We start from the raw sequence: 13,499 nt of genomic DNA on the forward strand, positions 1-13,499 counted from the left end.
GCGTTCTAATGAAAATGCCGGTGTCCTCAAAGGCATTGGCCGCGGAATTTGTGGGGCAGCTTGCACCGCGTTACCAAGGCTAAAAGCATTATGGCGCAGTTTCGCCGTGATCCCCATGGGTATCGCGGTGGGGCCGGCCTTCAAAACGTCTTCTCCCCATCGTGTTTGCAACGTCAAAACTATGGAGAATGACATGACCATCATCGATCAAAAGATCAACGCCTTTCCCGTTTTTCTGGAATACACGCGCATCGCCGCGCTGTTGGAAACGGGCAGCACCAACGAGTCTCTGCTCAAAAGAGGTTTTAATATCGCCCGCCAGGTGGGCGCGGCCGTGGACGCGGTGGACTGGAACGCGCCGCTGGCGGACGAGGTGGCCTTGGCCAAAGCCTTCCCGCTGCTTGTCGCAATTGCCGCGAACACGCAGGCCGGACAGGAGGTCCTGAGCGTGCAACGCGCTTTGGGCGCCCGGACTATTCAAGGCTATCTGACAGGGGAAGCGTTGCCCAGTCGGTTCGTTCTGCCTACCATCCTCACGGCCCTGAAACCCATCGTGAACGAGGAGTTGAGAGCCCTGATGGTCTATGGTCAGGAATGGGTCACCAGTGAAGGTAGGCGTGGCGCATGGGAACGCGGCGTCCGCCGTGGGCCTGTTATCTAGGTTTTCGGCCCGGCAGGTGGCAGAGGATCGCCGCCGGGCAAACCTAATTAATTGACATAAAGCAAAGGCATGCGTTATGTTCGGGCAAAGAAATGGAGAAAACCATGACCAAGCAATATGTCGGTTTTGAAGCGGCCTCGTTTTATCGAGACAACAATGCCTATGCAGGTTTTTTCGCCAAATTCCAGGGCGAGCAGGGCGAGCCAGTCTATGTCGCGCCCGAGGCGCTCGCGCAGGCGCTGGCCACGGGCAAATACCGCAGGCGGTTGCAGGAAGCCGATATTTCATTACGCGAAGTCGAAACCGCGCTTCGGGATGTGTCTTATCAGCGCGTGCGCCGCAAAATCGAAGGCAGGACACTGAACCGCCCAGATCCTGTAGATTTCTTATATCCGTACTACCAACAAGAGGTGTTAGAAGAACAGGACAAATCGCTTGCGGATTTGTTCCGCCGTACCATTGGCCGCGGACAACCATTTATTGCAAACCATATCATTGGCGAAACGTCGGATAAGTGGGTGTTGCGCGACTACGGGAAAAACCGCATGCGTAGCCATGCTATCCGTGCGCATGGGTTGGTTGTATATTCGGAATTCTAGGCTCAATCCAGACTCAGCATCACCGGCACATGGTCTGACGCTTTTTCGCGGCTGCGCTCGTCGCGGTGGATGGCGCAGGACACGGCGCGGTCGGCCAGTTGCGGCGACAGCAAAAAATAGTCGATGCGGATGCCGTTGTCGCGCGCCCACGCCCCGGCCTGATAATCCCAGAACGTGTAATGCCCGCCGCGCGGCTCGAATATCCTGAACGCATCGCTCAGGCCCAGATTTAAAAAACGCCGGTACATGGCCCGCGCCTGCGGCTGGAACAGCGCGTCGCCGCCCCACGCGGCCGGGTCGTGGGCGTCGATTTCTTCAGGGATGATGTTGTAATCACCGCAGACCACGAACGGGGTTTCCTCGGCCAGCAGGGTACGCATCCGCGCCTCAAGCCGCGCCAGCCAGTCGAGTTTATAGGGAAATTTCTCGCTCGCTACCGGGTTGCCGTTGGGCGCATAGATGTTGACGACGCGCACCCCCGCGATTTCGACCTCGATATACCGCGCCTGCTCGTCGCCCAGCGTGCCGGATACAAGCGTAATCGGCGTCTTTGAAAGGATCGCGACCCCGTTATAGGATTTTTGCCCGACCACCGCGCTTTCATACCCGGCGGCGCGGATTTCCATTTCGGGAAACTGGTCCGGCTGGCATTTCAGCTCCTGCAGGCACACGACGTCCGGTGCCGCGCGGCCAAGCCAATCCAGCAGGTTCGGCAGGCGCGTGCGCACCGAATTGACGTTGTAGGTCGCGATCTTCATCTCTATGCTCACCCCGACTAAGACAAACCTGAACTTAAGGACACTGGACGATGATCCGCCTTGTCACCGCGCTTCTTGCCACGCTTTTCCTCGCGGGCTGCATCAACGACATACCGACCTATCAGGAAAACGCCAATGCTAAATGGGCGGACGTGCAGGCGCAATATCAGCGCCGCGCCGACCTGATCCCCAATCTGGTGGCGACGGTCAAGGGCTTTGCCGCGCAGGAAAAAACCGTCCTGACCGAAGTGACGTCCGCCCGCGCGGGCGCGACGCAGATCCGCGTCGATGCCTCCACGATCACCGACCCCGCGGCCTTCAAACAGTTCGAGGACGCGCAAAACCGTTTAAGCGTGGGGATCGGCCGCCTTCTGGCCACCTCCGAAAACTATCCGCAGTTGCGCTCGTCGGAAAATTTCATGGCCCTGCAAAGCCAGCTTGAGGGGACGGAAAACCGCATCGCCGTCGCCCGCCGCGACTTCAACGAGGCCGTGCGCCAGTACAACACGGAACTCAAGACCATTCCCGGCCGCTGGGTCGCGCACTGGATGTACCCGGACGCGAAACCGATGGAAATGTTTACGGCCACGACCCCCGGCGCTGAAAACGCCCCCGCGGTCAGCTTCTGATGCCAAACCTCCAGCCCCGGCGCGTCGTGACCCGCAACGCGCTGCCGGGCAATCTGTTCGCGCTGGTGATTCTGGCGTTTTTTACTTGGAATTTCTTTGTCGGCGTGGTGCCGCACCGCGCGCTGGACAAACAGGATTTTCCCGCCCTGACGGGCCGCGTCGTCGATACCGCGGACATACTGGATTCCGGCGTCCGCGCCCGGCTTGATGAAATCTCCGCCGATCTGGAACAAAAAACGCAAGCGCAGTTGGTAATCGCCACAATCCCCGATCTGAAAGGCGTCACGATCGAGGATTACGGCTATCAGCTTGGCCGCTTCTGGGGCATCGGACGCAAGGACGTGAATGACGGCGTGCTGCTGCTGGTCGCGCCCAACGACCGCCGCGTGCGGATCGAGGTCGGCTACGGCCTTGAAGGCACGCTGACCGACGCGGCCGCGCGCCTGATCATCGATTCCGACATCCTGCCGCGCTTCCGCGCGGGCGACATGGCGGGCGGCGTGGTGGCCGGGGCACAGGCGATTGCCGGTCTGGTGGCCAATTCCGAAACCGCCGCGCCCGCGCCGCATCCCGTCGCGCGCGCCGATTCCGAAGAAAATCCGAACGCTCAGGACGCGCGCGGTTATCTGCTCGCGCTGCTTTTTCTGGCGCTGTTTTTCATGGGGCCGCTTTGGGGCGTGGGCAGTTTCCTGTGGTGCCTGCTCAACCCCGCCTATGGCGCGCAAATGGTGCGCCCGCAGGGACGCTCCAGCGGCTGGTCGTCCGGCGGCTGGGGTGGTGGCGGTTCTGGCGGAGGCGGATTTAGCGGCGGTGGCGGCAGTTTCGGCGGCGGCGGCTCGTCCGGCAGCTGGTGACTTTATACCTCGTCATTATACGCGAAGGCGGATAATCCATGGTAAGGAATGTCAAATATTCGTTATTCGGCGCGATGGATTACCCGGCCAAGCCGGGTGAGATTACGCATTGTCCCCCGGTATTCAGCCCAGCGAAAACGACGTCCCGCATCCGCAGGACGATGCCGCATTGGGGTTGTCGACCTTGAAATGCGCGCCCGAAAGCGCATCCACGTAATCCAGGGTCGCCCCGGCGATCAGGGGCAGGGACACCGCATCGACCGCCAGCTTCGCGTCCGCGCGCGTGAACACGCGGTCATCCGCGCCCGCTTCGTCGGCGAATCCGAAAACATAGGAAAAGCCGGAACATCCGCCGCCCTCCACCGACAGGCGGACCATCGCGGCGCCGTTCTCCCGGCACAGGGCATTGATGCGCGCGGCGGCGCTTTCTGTAATCGTGACTTCCATGCTTCCAGAATGCCGTTGCCGGAAGGGGTTTTCAAGTGATTGGCATAATTGTATCCTGCGCCGCATAAATGCAGCCCGAAGACAGCCCCGCCGAATATAATTATTGCGCCTTGCCGCTGGCCGCCTATGCCTGCCGCCCGGACCGCAGCCGCGGCCGCCTGCACGACGAACCGGAAAGCGCGGTGCGCACGCCGTTTCAACGCGACCGCGACCGCATCATCCATTCCTCGGCCTTTCGCCGCCTCAAGCACAAGACGCAAGTCTTCGTCAGTCACGAGGGCGACCATTTCCGCACGCGCCTGACCCACACGCTGGAAGTCGCGCAAATCGCCCGCACTTTGGCCCGCGCCCTGCTGGTCAACGAGGATCTGGCCGAGGCGGTGGCGCTTTCGCACGATCTTGGCCATCCGCCCTTCGCGCATATGGGCGAGGACAGACTCAAGGAACTGATGCAGCCCTATGGCGGGTTCGAGCATAACGACCAGTCGCTGCGCATCGTCACCGCGCTGGAGGAACGCTATCCCCAATGGAACGGACTGAACCTGACATGGGAAACGCTGGAAGGCATCGTCAAGCATAACGGTCCTGTGACCGGCGCGCTGCCCTACACGCTTGCGGGCGTGCAACGGGAATGGGATTTGCAGTTGAACCATTACGCGTCGATCGAGGCGCAGGTCGCGGGCATCGCCGACGACATCGCCTATAACAGCCACGACGTCGAGGACGGGTTGTTCGAGGGCCTGTTCACCCTCGACGATATTTCCGCCGCGGTACCGCTGGTCGCGCAGGTCGCACGCGAACGCACGAATAAATGGCCCGATCTGGCCGGTCCGCGCCGCGTCCACGATCTGGTGCGCGAACTTTACGGACGCTTCGTCATGGACGTGCTGGAGGAAAGCCGCGCCCGCCTGCGCGCGGCGGGGCCGAACAGCGTCGAGGACGTGCGCCTTGCGGGCGTGCCGCTGGTCGGGTTCAGCGCGGGGATGGGCGAACACCTCAAGGCCCTGCGCGCCTTCCTGATGCCGCGCATGTACCATCATTCCACGGTACGGCGGATGCGTGCCAAGGCCGAACACATCATCGGTGACCTTTTCCGCCAATTCATGGACGACCCGCTGACTCTGTCCGAAAACTGGCAGGCGCGCCTGCCGCGCGGGGGCGACGTCGCCGCCCGCGCCCGCGTCGTCGCGGATCATATTTCAAACCTGACCGACCGCGCGGCGATGGTCGAACACGAACAGATTTTCGGTCTTTACGACACGATCAGACACGGATAAGAAGTTATGAATATTTACAAAGACATACAAAAAGATATTCACACGCTTGTTCACAGGCTTTTCCCGGACATTCCGCAAGCAAGCCTGACCCGCGTCAATGTCGAGCCGCCGCGCGATGCCGCCCATGGCGACATGGCGACCAACGCCGCCATGGTGCTGGCGCGGGATGCGGGCATGAAACCCGGCGATCTGGCCGAAAAACTGGCAGCTGAACTTAAACAACTGCCCGCCGTCACGGGCGTGGAAATCGCCGGACCCGGCTTCATCAACCTGACCCTGACTCCGGATTCATTCCGCGCGGTCGTCCCCCACGCCCTGAAAACCGGCGCGGCACACTTTGGCGACAGCGATCTGGGCGCGGGACAAAAGGTCAATGTCGAATATGTTTCGGCCAACCCCACGGGGCCGATCCATTTCGGGCATACGCGCAACGCGGTGTTTGGTGATGCGCTGGCGCGACTGCTGGAAAAATCGGGGCACAAGGTAACCCGCGAATATTACACCAACGACGCGGGTGCGCAGGTCGATACGCTCGCGCGCTCCGTCTATCTGCGCTATCGCGAGGCGTTGGGCGAAAAAATCGAAATTCCGCAAGGTTTTTATCCCGGCGATTATCTTGTGCCGGTGGCGCGGGAAATCGCGCGCGAAAAGGGGCGCGAATGGCTGGATGCGCCTGAAAGCGTCTGGCTTGAGGAAATCAAGCGCCGCGCGGTCGCGGCGATGATGGAACTGATCGAAAAAGACCTCAAGCTGATCGACGTGCGCTTTGATGTGTTTACCTCCGAACGCGCCCTGACCGAGGCAGGAAGCGTTGACCGCGCGGTCAAAAAACTGGAGGACATGGGGCTGGTCTATACCGGCGTGTTGCCGCCGCCGAAAAGTAAAAAGGTCAAGGTCGAGGATTGGGAACCTACGGAACTCCTTCTGTTCCGCGCATCGCAATTCGGCGACGATCAGGACCGCCCGTTGAAAAAAAGCGACGGGACATGGGCTTACACCACGCCGGATATCGCCTATCAGTACGACAAATTCCTGCGCGGCTTTGAAAAACTGATCGTCGTCGTCGCCGTCGATCATGCAGGCTGGGTGTCGCGGATCAAGGCGGGCGCGGCGGCGGTTTCCGGCGGCAAGGCGGTGGTTTCGGTCCAGCTTTACGGGCTGGTCAACCTGATGAAGAACGGACAGCCGGTAAAACTTTCCAAACGCGCGGGGAACATTCTCACCCTGCGCGAAATCGTGGACGAGGTGGGACCGGGTCCCGTGCGCTTCATCATGCTGACGCGCAAATCGAACGAAACGATCGACTTCGACATGGCGCTGGCCATCGAACAATCCAAGGACAACCCGTTTTTCTACGTCCAGTATGCGCACGCGCGCTGCTGCTCGGTGATGAAACACGCAGCCGACATGTTCGGCGCGCTGGACGACGCGGCGCTTGGCGCGGTCGATCTTTCGCTTCTCGACCGGGCCGAGGAGATGACTCTGATCCGCCTGATCGCCACATGGCCGCGCGTGGTCGAACAGGCCGCCGTCGCCGAGGAGCCGCACCGCATCGCCTATTACCTGTATGACCTTGCCGCCGCCTTTCACGCATGGTGGAACCGCGGGCGCGACGATGCGACGCTGCGCTTTTTGCTGGAAAACGACAAGCCACGCTCGCTTGCGCGTCTGGCGCTGTTGCGCGCGGTGGCGCTGACCATCGCGTCCGCGCTGGGCGTCATCGGCGTCGAACCGCTTTCCGAATTGCGCTCGGACGTCGAGGTCGAAGCCGCATGATCGTCCGTCTGCGCACCATAACCATGATTGCGGTGCCCGTCCTGCTGGTAGGCGCGGGGATATGGTTTTTCGCACATGGCACCACGCCCACGGCGATCGGCGCGGGCGGCCTGCCGTTGATCAAGGCCGATACCAACCCGGTCAAGCTGCCGCCCGAGGACCCGGGCGGCGAGGTGATGCCAAACGCGGACAGCACGGTGCTGGCCGCGATGAGCGGCGAGGGCGCGGATCCATCGATGCAGGACATCCAGCCGCCTTCGGAAACCGGCGAGAAGCCGATGCCCGCGCCGGCCTTCGCCGGTTTGAAGACAGGGTTTTCCGCCCCCGCGCAGGTGCCCGAGCGCAGCATCGAAAACCTGCTTGATACGTCCACACCGGAACAGGCACCCGCCCCCGAGCAGGTGGAAGCGGGCGACAAATACGTTTCCGGCATGGAGCCCACGGCACTGGAAAAACCGGTACAGGCCGATCAATCCGCCCCAAAGACGGAAGCGGCGGAAAAAGAAAAAGCGGAACCCGTCGCCGCGAGCGCGACGAAACCTGTGGCCCCGATCCCGACCGCAACGCCGCCGGCCAAGCCGCAGCCGCCTAAACCGGCACCGAAAAAGACGCAAGAGCCTGAAGCGCCAAAACCTCAAACTGAAAAAGCGCAAACTGAAAAAACACAGGCCGCGAAATCCGTAGCCGCCGATGTGGCCCGCGCGGTCAAGGAAGACACGGCCGCGAATGGCGGGAGCGCAAGCGGTGGAACGTATTACATCCAACTGGCCTCGATGCCGGCGGGCGGCGACACGGCCGCGCTTTGGGCCCGTCTGCGCGCGCAGTTTCCCACCGCGCTGGCGGGGTTGAGCCCCAGTTACCAGCAGGCGGATATTCCGGGCCGGGGCGCGTATATCCGGGTTCAGGCCGGGCCGCTTTCGCAATCCGCCGCCAACGACCGCTGCCGCGCCATTCGCGCCGCAAACCCCGGGGTGGGCTGCCTTGTCGTTCGCCGCTGACACCGCGCCGATCATCTTTGGCTGCACCGGAACCGAGCTTGGCGATGACGAGGCCGCGTTCTTCCGTGACGCAAAACCGGCAGGCTTTATTTTATTCCGCAAGAATTGCGAAACCCCCGATCAGGTCGCGCGCCTGTGCGCCGCGCTGCGTGAAACCGTGGGTTGGGCCGCGCCGATCCTGATCGATCAGGAAGGCGGACGCGTCCAGCGCCTGAGGCCTCCGCATTGGCCCGATTTTCCACCGCCGCGCACATTCGCCGAACATTATGCCACGGACCCGGATGCCGGTCTTGCCGCCGTATCCGGTAATTACGCCGCGCTGGCGCGGACACAGGCGCAACTGGGCGTCGATGTGAACTGCGTTCCTTGCCTTGATGTTGTCCCCGCCGACAATGCCGTGCCCGCCATCGGCGACCGGTCTTTCGGGTCCGACCCCGATATTGTCGCCGCGCTGGGCCTTGCTGCTGCCCGCGCCAGTTTCAAGGCCGGGGCGACGCCGGTGATGAAACACATGCCCGGTCATGGCCGGGCCGTGGTCGACAGTCATTTTGAACTGCCCCGCGTCGATGCGCCCCTGGCCGCGCTTGAACGCGACTGGCAGCCCTTTCGCCATCTGGCCGCGCACATGCCGCGCGGCGCGCTTTGGGGGATGAGCGCGCATGTGATCTATGCCACGCTCGACCCGAATCTTCCCGCGACTCTCTCGCCGAAAATCATTACGGAAATCGTGCGCGGGAAAATCGGCTTTCACGGCCTGTTATGCACGGACGATTTGTTCATGGACGCGCTGGCACCTTACGGCGACGTCCCCGAACGCGCGCGGCTGGCGCTGAAGGCCGGAAACGACCTTGCTTTGCACTGCCACGGCGACATCCTGGCACGGGAAAAGGCAATTGCCGTAATCGGCCGCATGTCTGCTGCAACGCGGGAACGTCTTGAAGATTGGATAAAATCCGTTAAATAAGGACCGGTTTTAAGGGATTGTTCGATGACACCGTCACTCGCGTCTTTGGAAATGTCGCCGTTGCGCACGGATTTTCTGCATGCTGCGGGGACCGTTATTTACAGTGCTGCGCAACGCCTCAGAATCATCCGTACATTGCTGCCACAAATCACAATTGGTGGCCCCGGCGAACCCGGTGGCCTTCGCCGCGAAACAGCTTTGACGCCGCGCCGCCCGCAAGCCCTCGAAACACTGGACGCGCGCGAATACAACCGGCTTCTTCATTTTCTGCGTATTCAAATGGCGATCAGCCGTTGGGGCGGGTTCCAGCCGCGCGACTGGTTCGACCGCACCGGCCTGCATTTCCGCGCGAAACAGCGTGCGATCACGCTCAGACGCCTTGCCGCCGCCTACCGCCGCGCCTTTAGCTGACCAATCCCCTGTGGACAGCCTGATTTGCGTGGGTGCACGGTCCCTGTGTCAGGTGCTAAGCATTCCATAATGGAAACCGTAAACCAGCCGAGCTTCGAGGAAGACCCGCCGCGCGAAAACGTGCCCGCGGACACCGACGCGCTGGTCGTTTCGGTCGACGGCTATGAAGGCCCGATCGACCTGTTGTTGACCATGGCGCGGGACCAGAAGGTCGATTTGCGCCAGATATCCATTCTGGCGCTGGCCGAACAATATCTCAGCTTCGTCGAACGTGCCCGCGCCCTGCGGATCGAGCTTGCGGCCGACTATCTGGTAATGGCCGCATGGCTGGCCTATCTCAAATCCAAACTTCTGCTGCCCGCGCGACCGGGCGAGGTGGAGGAGGAACTGACCGGCGAGGCGCTGGCCGAGGCGCTGGCCTTCCAGCTCCAGCGGCTGGAGGCGATGCAAAAAGCCGCGAAGGCGCTTTTCGACCGCCCGCGTCTGGGGCAGGACCGTCTGCCCGTCGGGCTGGCCGGCATGCGCGAGGGACAGGCCGTCAAAATCAAATGGAAGGCCGGGCTTTACGAGATTCTCGACGCCTATGCCGCGATCGCCCATCGCGCCAACCCCAAAACCTACGAGGTCAAAACCTGGCCGCTGATGTCGATGGACGAGGCGGCACGCCGTCTGGCCGACATGATCGGCCACATGCCCCCCGGCCAGTGGCGCAGCCTGTGGCTCGCGCTTGATGCCTTCGTGCCGGACGCGGCGGATGGACCGCTCAACACCCGTTCGGCGCTGGCCTCGACGCTGACTGCCGCGCTGGAAATGGTCAAACAGGAACGCATGGATTTAAGACAGGAAGGCCTTTTCGCGCCGATCCTGATCCGCACCCCCGACAGGAATGCCGCCAATGACACCTGAAATGGAAATCGAAGCCGAAATCGCAGAAGCGATCGAACATGTCATGCACGACGATGAAACCCCGGACGAAATCGTCGCGGCGGATGACGACATGCGCGATTTGCGCACCATCGAGGCGGTGCTGTTCGCCAGCCGCGAACCAATGACGCTTGCGCGCCTTCAGGCCTTCGTTCCGCATCTGGAAGGGCCGCATCTGCATGCGATCATCGCCCGCCTGCGTCAGGATTATGCGGGCCGTGGCATCCAGCTTGAGGAAACGGATTCCGGCCTTGCCTTCCGCACCGCGCCCGATTTGGCCGAAAGCCTTTCGCAGCTGCGGATCGAAGAACGTCGCCTGTCCCGCGCGGCAATGGAATGTCTGTCCGTCATCGCCTATCACCAGCCCGTGACAAGGCCAGAGATCGAGGCCGTGCGCGGCGTCCACACCTCGAAAGGCACGATCGACGCGCTTTTGGAAACCGGCTGGATCAAGCCGGGCCGCCGACGCGAGGCGCCAGGACGCCCCCTGACCTGGGTGACGACGCCCGAGTTTCTTGACCATTTCGGGCTTGAGTCTATAGTCGACCTGCCGGGCCTCGACGACCTCAAGGCCGCGGGCCTGCTGGATCGCCGCCCGGCGGTATCGGTCACCGCCGACCTGTTCGACGAGGACGGGGATAGGGACGGGGAAGCCGATTCCGAAGCCGAAGAATCACTGGACGAGACGCACGACGCGGCCTAGGTTCAGGCCACAAAAGGAAAGAACATCATGGGCTTGAGTATCGGTCACATTCTTCTGGTCGTGCTGGTCGTGCTGATCCTGTTCGGCGCGGGCAAGCTGCCCGACGTCATGGGCGATCTGGCCAAGGGCGTCAAAAACTTCAAAAAGGGTTTGAACGAAGACGACGACACCCCGAACGACAAGTCCAACCCCAAGGCGGGGTAAAAAACCATGTTCGGCATCGGCTGGAGCGAGCTTCTGCTGATCGGCGTGATCGTCCTGTTCGCCTTCGGGCCCGAGGACATCCCCAAAATCATGTATAATCTGGGCCGTGTCGTCCGGCGCCTGCATTACATTCGCTATGCCCTTTCCGCGCAGTTCGAGGATTTCATGGAAAAATCCGAACACGCCGCGCGCCCGCGGGCCGAACACGCGCACGATGTGCACGATGCGCATGACCGGCACGCACCAAATCACGAAGCCGACGACGATGCGGCGCTGCTGGCCATGATGCCGCTGCCGCCGCCTTCGGCCGACGAATTGCCCCACATAGACCATGATGATGACAGACCTGACGACACCGCACCCGGATCCGGCGACGGAACCGGGGCCGGAACACCACCACGGGCCTGACGGCAAGACCGCCGTCATCGCCCATTTGATCGAGCTGCGCCGCCGCCTGATCGCAAGCTTCCTTGCGCTCGCGGCGATGACCTGCGTGTGCTACGTCTTTCGCGACGATATCCTTGCGGTGCTGATCGCGCCTCTGGCGAAATCCATGGGCGACGGGTCGACCCACCGCCTGATCTACACCAGCCTGACCGAGGCGTTTTTCACCGCCCTCAAAATATCCTTTCTGACCGCGCTGTTCGTGACGCTGCCCTTCATCCTGATGCAAATCTGGAAATTCGTGGCGCCGGGCCTGTACCAGCGCGAGCAGGGGGCTTTGCTGCCCTTTCTGATCGCCACGCCGGTGCTGTTCGTGCTTGGCGGGTTGCTGGTTTATTTCTTCGTGATGCCGATGGCGTGGAAATTCTTTCTGGGCTTTCAGACATCGGGCGCGCAGACCGTGCTGCCCATCCAGCTTGAGGCGCGGATCGCCGACTACCTCAACCTGATCATCACCCTGATCTTCGCCTTTGGCCTGTGCTTTCAATTGCCGGTGCTGTTGATGCTGCTGGCCCGCGTCGGTTTCGTGTCGGCGGCGGACCTGACATCGCGCCGCAAATACGCGATTGTCATCGCCTTCGTCGTCGCCGCGATCATGACACCGCCCGACGTGATCAGCCAGACCATGCTGGCGGTGCCGATTATCCTGCTTTACGAACTTTCGATCTTTCTGATCAGGCGCATGGAAAAGGACCGCGAACGGGCCGCCGCCCGCGCGCAAGTATAATGCCCGCGCTGGCCGAACGTTATGCCGCGCTGGTGCGGACGGGCGAAATCCAGCGCGACCCGGCGCAGGAACGCGCCGTTGCCGCCATGGATGGATTCCGCCGCCATTTTCTCACGGTGCGGGGGCGTACGCCTGGCCTGATCGACCGTTTGCGCGGGCGCAAATCACCGGCCACCGGCCTGTATTTGTATGGCGGGGTCGGGCGCGGCAAGACCATGCTGATGGATCTGCTGGTCGCAAGCCTGCCGCCCGAACGCGTCCGCCGCGTCCATTTCCATGCCTTCATGCTGGAAATCCATGCCCGCCTCAAGGCCGTGCGCGAAGGCGGCGCGCCGGACGATTTTATCCCGCGCGTGGCGCAAGACATCGCGCGCGACACCGATCTTCTGTGTTTCGACGAACTGCACGTCAACGACATCGCCGATGCGATGATCCTTGGCCCGCTTTTCGTGGCGTTGATGGATGCGGGCGTCAGCGTGGTTGCGACCTCGAATTACCGACCGGACGACCTGTACGCGAACGGGCTGCAACGCGCCCGGTTTTTACCCTTTATCGCGCTGATCAAGGCGCGTATGGGCGTATGCCATGTGGAAGGCCCCACCGATTACCGGCACCGCGCCTTGTCCGAACGCGGTACATGGTTCCACCCCTTGAACGGCCATAGCCGCGACGCGATGGCCGCCTTGTTTGAAACGCTGACCGGGCACCGCAACCCCGGCCCGTCAAGCATAGAGGTCGATGGCCGCGACCTCCCGCTTTTGCACGCCGATGCGCGCTGTGCATGGCTGACCTTCGACGTTTTGTGCCGGGAAAACCGGGGCGCGTCCGATTACCTGGCGCTGGGCGCCGTGTTTGAAATCGTCTTTCTTGATGCCATACCCGAAATGGGCGAGGCGCAGCGCAACGAAGCGCGGCGCTTCATGACCCTGATCGACACGCTGTATGATACCAGACGCGTACTGGTCGCCCGTGCCGCCACCGCGCCGCAATCGCTTTACACCGGGGATTCCAACAAATTTGAATGGGACCGGACCGTCAGCCGCCTGCTGGAGATGCAATCTCCGGCATGGTTTGCCCATAAAGCTTGAGTTAGCGTGCGGTTCGCCGTATCAACAAACCCGGA

The 13,499-nt window shown here is 62.0% G+C and carries 17 protein-coding genes; 15 read left to right on the forward strand and 2 right to left on the reverse strand.

All coding sequences use genetic code 11. The annotated features are described in order from the left end of the window. Positions 1-193: 193 nt before the first annotated feature. Together H6866_00115 and H6866_00120 are read left to right on the forward strand one after the other, a co-directional pair. A complete protein-coding gene (locus tag H6866_00115) occupies positions 194-661 on the forward strand; it encodes a hypothetical protein (protein ID USO07681.1) in 468 nt (155 codons plus the stop codon). Between the two features lie 104 nt (positions 662-765). Then, positions 766-1,260, forward strand: coding sequence for a hypothetical protein (locus tag H6866_00120; GenBank protein USO07682.1), 495 nt, complete (start codon positions 766-768; stop codon positions 1,258-1,260). Positions 1,261-1,262: 2 nt separating this feature from the next. Here H6866_00120 and xth read toward each other — a convergent pair whose 3' ends face one another. Continuing rightward, complete coding sequence (xth, locus tag H6866_00125) at positions 1,263-2,018, reverse strand: exodeoxyribonuclease III (GenBank protein ID USO07683.1); 756 nt, start codon at positions 2,016-2,018, stop codon at positions 1,263-1,265. 50 nt (positions 2,019-2,068) lie between these two features. On the opposite strand from xth, the gene H6866_00130 reads away from it, so the two are divergent. Both H6866_00130 and H6866_00135 read left to right on the forward strand, forming a co-directional pair. Further along, the gene (locus H6866_00130; protein ID USO07684.1) at positions 2,069-2,647 is read left to right on the forward strand and encodes a LemA family protein; all 579 of its coding nucleotides are present in this window, start codon (positions 2,069-2,071) and stop codon (positions 2,645-2,647) included. Continuing rightward, a complete protein-coding gene (locus tag H6866_00135; GenBank protein ID USO07685.1) occupies positions 2,647-3,501 on the forward strand; it encodes a TPM domain-containing protein in 855 nt (284 codons plus the stop codon). The genes H6866_00130 and H6866_00135 overlap by 1 nt, the downstream gene beginning before the upstream one ends. A gap of 123 nt (positions 3,502-3,624) precedes the next feature. On the opposite strand, the gene H6866_00140 is transcribed toward H6866_00135, so the two are convergent. Further along, a complete protein-coding gene (locus H6866_00140) occupies positions 3,625-3,948 on the reverse strand; it encodes an iron-sulfur cluster assembly accessory protein (GenBank protein ID USO07686.1) in 324 nt (107 codons plus the stop codon). A 68-nt stretch (positions 3,949-4,016) separates the two neighbouring features. On the opposite strand from H6866_00140, the gene H6866_00145 reads away from it, so the two are divergent. The 11 genes from H6866_00145 to H6866_00195 all read left to right on the forward strand — a co-directional run bounded on the left by H6866_00145 (position 4,017) and on the right by H6866_00195 (position 13,464). After that, entirely contained in the window at positions 4,017-5,225 is a 1,209-nt protein-coding gene (locus tag H6866_00145) for a deoxyguanosinetriphosphate triphosphohydrolase (GenBank protein ID USO07687.1), read from the forward strand. Positions 5,226-5,231: 6 nt separating this feature from the next. Next, complete coding sequence (locus tag H6866_00150; GenBank protein USO07688.1) at positions 5,232-7,001, forward strand: arginine--tRNA ligase; 1,770 nt, start codon at positions 5,232-5,234, stop codon at positions 6,999-7,001. After that, the gene (locus tag H6866_00155; GenBank protein USO07689.1) at positions 6,998-7,999 is read left to right on the forward strand and encodes an SPOR domain-containing protein; all 1,002 of its coding nucleotides are present in this window, start codon (positions 6,998-7,000) and stop codon (positions 7,997-7,999) included. The genes H6866_00150 and H6866_00155 overlap by 4 nt, the downstream gene beginning before the upstream one ends. Beyond that, positions 7,983-8,963: a beta-N-acetylhexosaminidase gene (nagZ, locus tag H6866_00160; GenBank protein ID USO07690.1), complete on the forward strand. Its 981-nt coding sequence runs from the start codon at positions 7,983-7,985 to the stop codon at positions 8,961-8,963. Before H6866_00155 ends, nagZ begins: the two co-directional genes overlap by 17 nt. 24 nt (positions 8,964-8,987) lie before the next feature. Beyond that, complete coding sequence (locus H6866_00165) at positions 8,988-9,374, forward strand: hypothetical protein (protein ID USO07691.1); 387 nt, start codon at positions 8,988-8,990, stop codon at positions 9,372-9,374. A 69-nt stretch (positions 9,375-9,443) separates the two neighbouring features. Next, complete coding sequence (locus tag H6866_00170) at positions 9,444-10,280, forward strand: segregation/condensation protein A (protein USO07692.1); 837 nt, start codon at positions 9,444-9,446, stop codon at positions 10,278-10,280. Between the two features lie 43 nt (positions 10,281-10,323). Then, complete coding sequence (gene scpB / locus H6866_00175; protein USO08525.1) at positions 10,324-11,001, forward strand: SMC-Scp complex subunit ScpB; 678 nt, start codon at positions 10,324-10,326, stop codon at positions 10,999-11,001. A gap of 27 nt (positions 11,002-11,028) precedes the next feature. Continuing rightward, a complete protein-coding gene (tatA, locus tag H6866_00180) occupies positions 11,029-11,205 on the forward strand; it encodes a twin-arginine translocase TatA/TatE family subunit (protein ID USO07693.1) in 177 nt (58 codons plus the stop codon). Between the two features lie 6 nt (positions 11,206-11,211). Then, entirely contained in the window at positions 11,212-11,613 is a 402-nt protein-coding gene (locus H6866_00185) for a twin-arginine translocase TatA/TatE family subunit (GenBank protein USO07694.1), read from the forward strand. After that, positions 11,543-12,376 carry a twin-arginine translocase subunit TatC gene (gene tatC / locus H6866_00190; protein ID USO08526.1) on the forward strand — a complete coding sequence of 278 codons (834 nt, stop codon included), beginning with the start codon at positions 11,543-11,545 and terminating at the stop codon, positions 12,374-12,376. Before H6866_00185 ends, tatC begins: the two co-directional genes overlap by 71 nt. Further along, a complete protein-coding gene (locus H6866_00195; protein USO07695.1) occupies positions 12,376-13,464 on the forward strand; it encodes a cell division protein ZapE in 1,089 nt (362 codons plus the stop codon). Before tatC ends, H6866_00195 begins: the two co-directional genes overlap by 1 nt. Positions 13,465-13,499: the final 35 nt, after the last annotated feature.

The sequence above is a fragment of the Rhodospirillales bacterium genome (genome assembly GCA_023898805.1).
Classification (GTDB): domain Bacteria; phylum Pseudomonadota; class Alphaproteobacteria; order Micavibrionales; family UBA1664; genus UBA6145.

What these genes read in the sequence shown, in the direction of transcription:
- H6866_00155 (USO07689.1), top strand. Translation starts at nt 6,998, where the DNA reads ATGATCGTCCGTCTGCGCACCATAACCATGATTGCGGTGCCCGTCCTG.
- xth (USO07683.1), bottom strand. Translation starts at nt 2,018, where the DNA reads ATGAAGATCGCGACCTACAACGTCAATTCGGTGCGCACGCGCCTGCCG.
- H6866_00140 (USO07686.1), bottom strand. Translation starts at nt 3,948, where the DNA reads ATGGAAGTCACGATTACAGAAAGCGCCGCCGCGCGCATCAATGCCCTG.
- H6866_00165 (USO07691.1), top strand. Translation starts at nt 8,988, where the DNA reads ATGACACCGTCACTCGCGTCTTTGGAAATGTCGCCGTTGCGCACGGAT.
- H6866_00130 (USO07684.1), top strand. Translation starts at nt 2,069, where the DNA reads ATGATCCGCCTTGTCACCGCGCTTCTTGCCACGCTTTTCCTCGCGGGC.
- H6866_00145 (USO07687.1), top strand. Translation starts at nt 4,017, where the DNA reads ATGCAGCCCGAAGACAGCCCCGCCGAATATAATTATTGCGCCTTGCCG.
- tatA (USO07693.1), top strand. Translation starts at nt 11,029, where the DNA reads ATGGGCTTGAGTATCGGTCACATTCTTCTGGTCGTGCTGGTCGTGCTG.
- H6866_00120 (USO07682.1), top strand. Translation starts at nt 766, where the DNA reads ATGACCAAGCAATATGTCGGTTTTGAAGCGGCCTCGTTTTATCGAGAC.
- H6866_00115 (USO07681.1), top strand. Translation starts at nt 194, where the DNA reads ATGACCATCATCGATCAAAAGATCAACGCCTTTCCCGTTTTTCTGGAA.
- H6866_00185 (USO07694.1), top strand. Translation starts at nt 11,212, where the DNA reads ATGTTCGGCATCGGCTGGAGCGAGCTTCTGCTGATCGGCGTGATCGTC.
- tatC (USO08526.1), top strand. Translation starts at nt 11,543, where the DNA reads ATGACAGACCTGACGACACCGCACCCGGATCCGGCGACGGAACCGGGG.
- scpB (USO08525.1), top strand. Translation starts at nt 10,324, where the DNA reads ATGCACGACGATGAAACCCCGGACGAAATCGTCGCGGCGGATGACGAC.
- H6866_00150 (USO07688.1), top strand. Translation starts at nt 5,232, where the DNA reads ATGAATATTTACAAAGACATACAAAAAGATATTCACACGCTTGTTCAC.
- H6866_00170 (USO07692.1), top strand. Translation starts at nt 9,444, where the DNA reads ATGGAAACCGTAAACCAGCCGAGCTTCGAGGAAGACCCGCCGCGCGAA.
- H6866_00135 (USO07685.1), top strand. Translation starts at nt 2,647, where the DNA reads ATGCCAAACCTCCAGCCCCGGCGCGTCGTGACCCGCAACGCGCTGCCG.
- H6866_00195 (USO07695.1), top strand. Translation starts at nt 12,376, where the DNA reads ATGCCCGCGCTGGCCGAACGTTATGCCGCGCTGGTGCGGACGGGCGAA.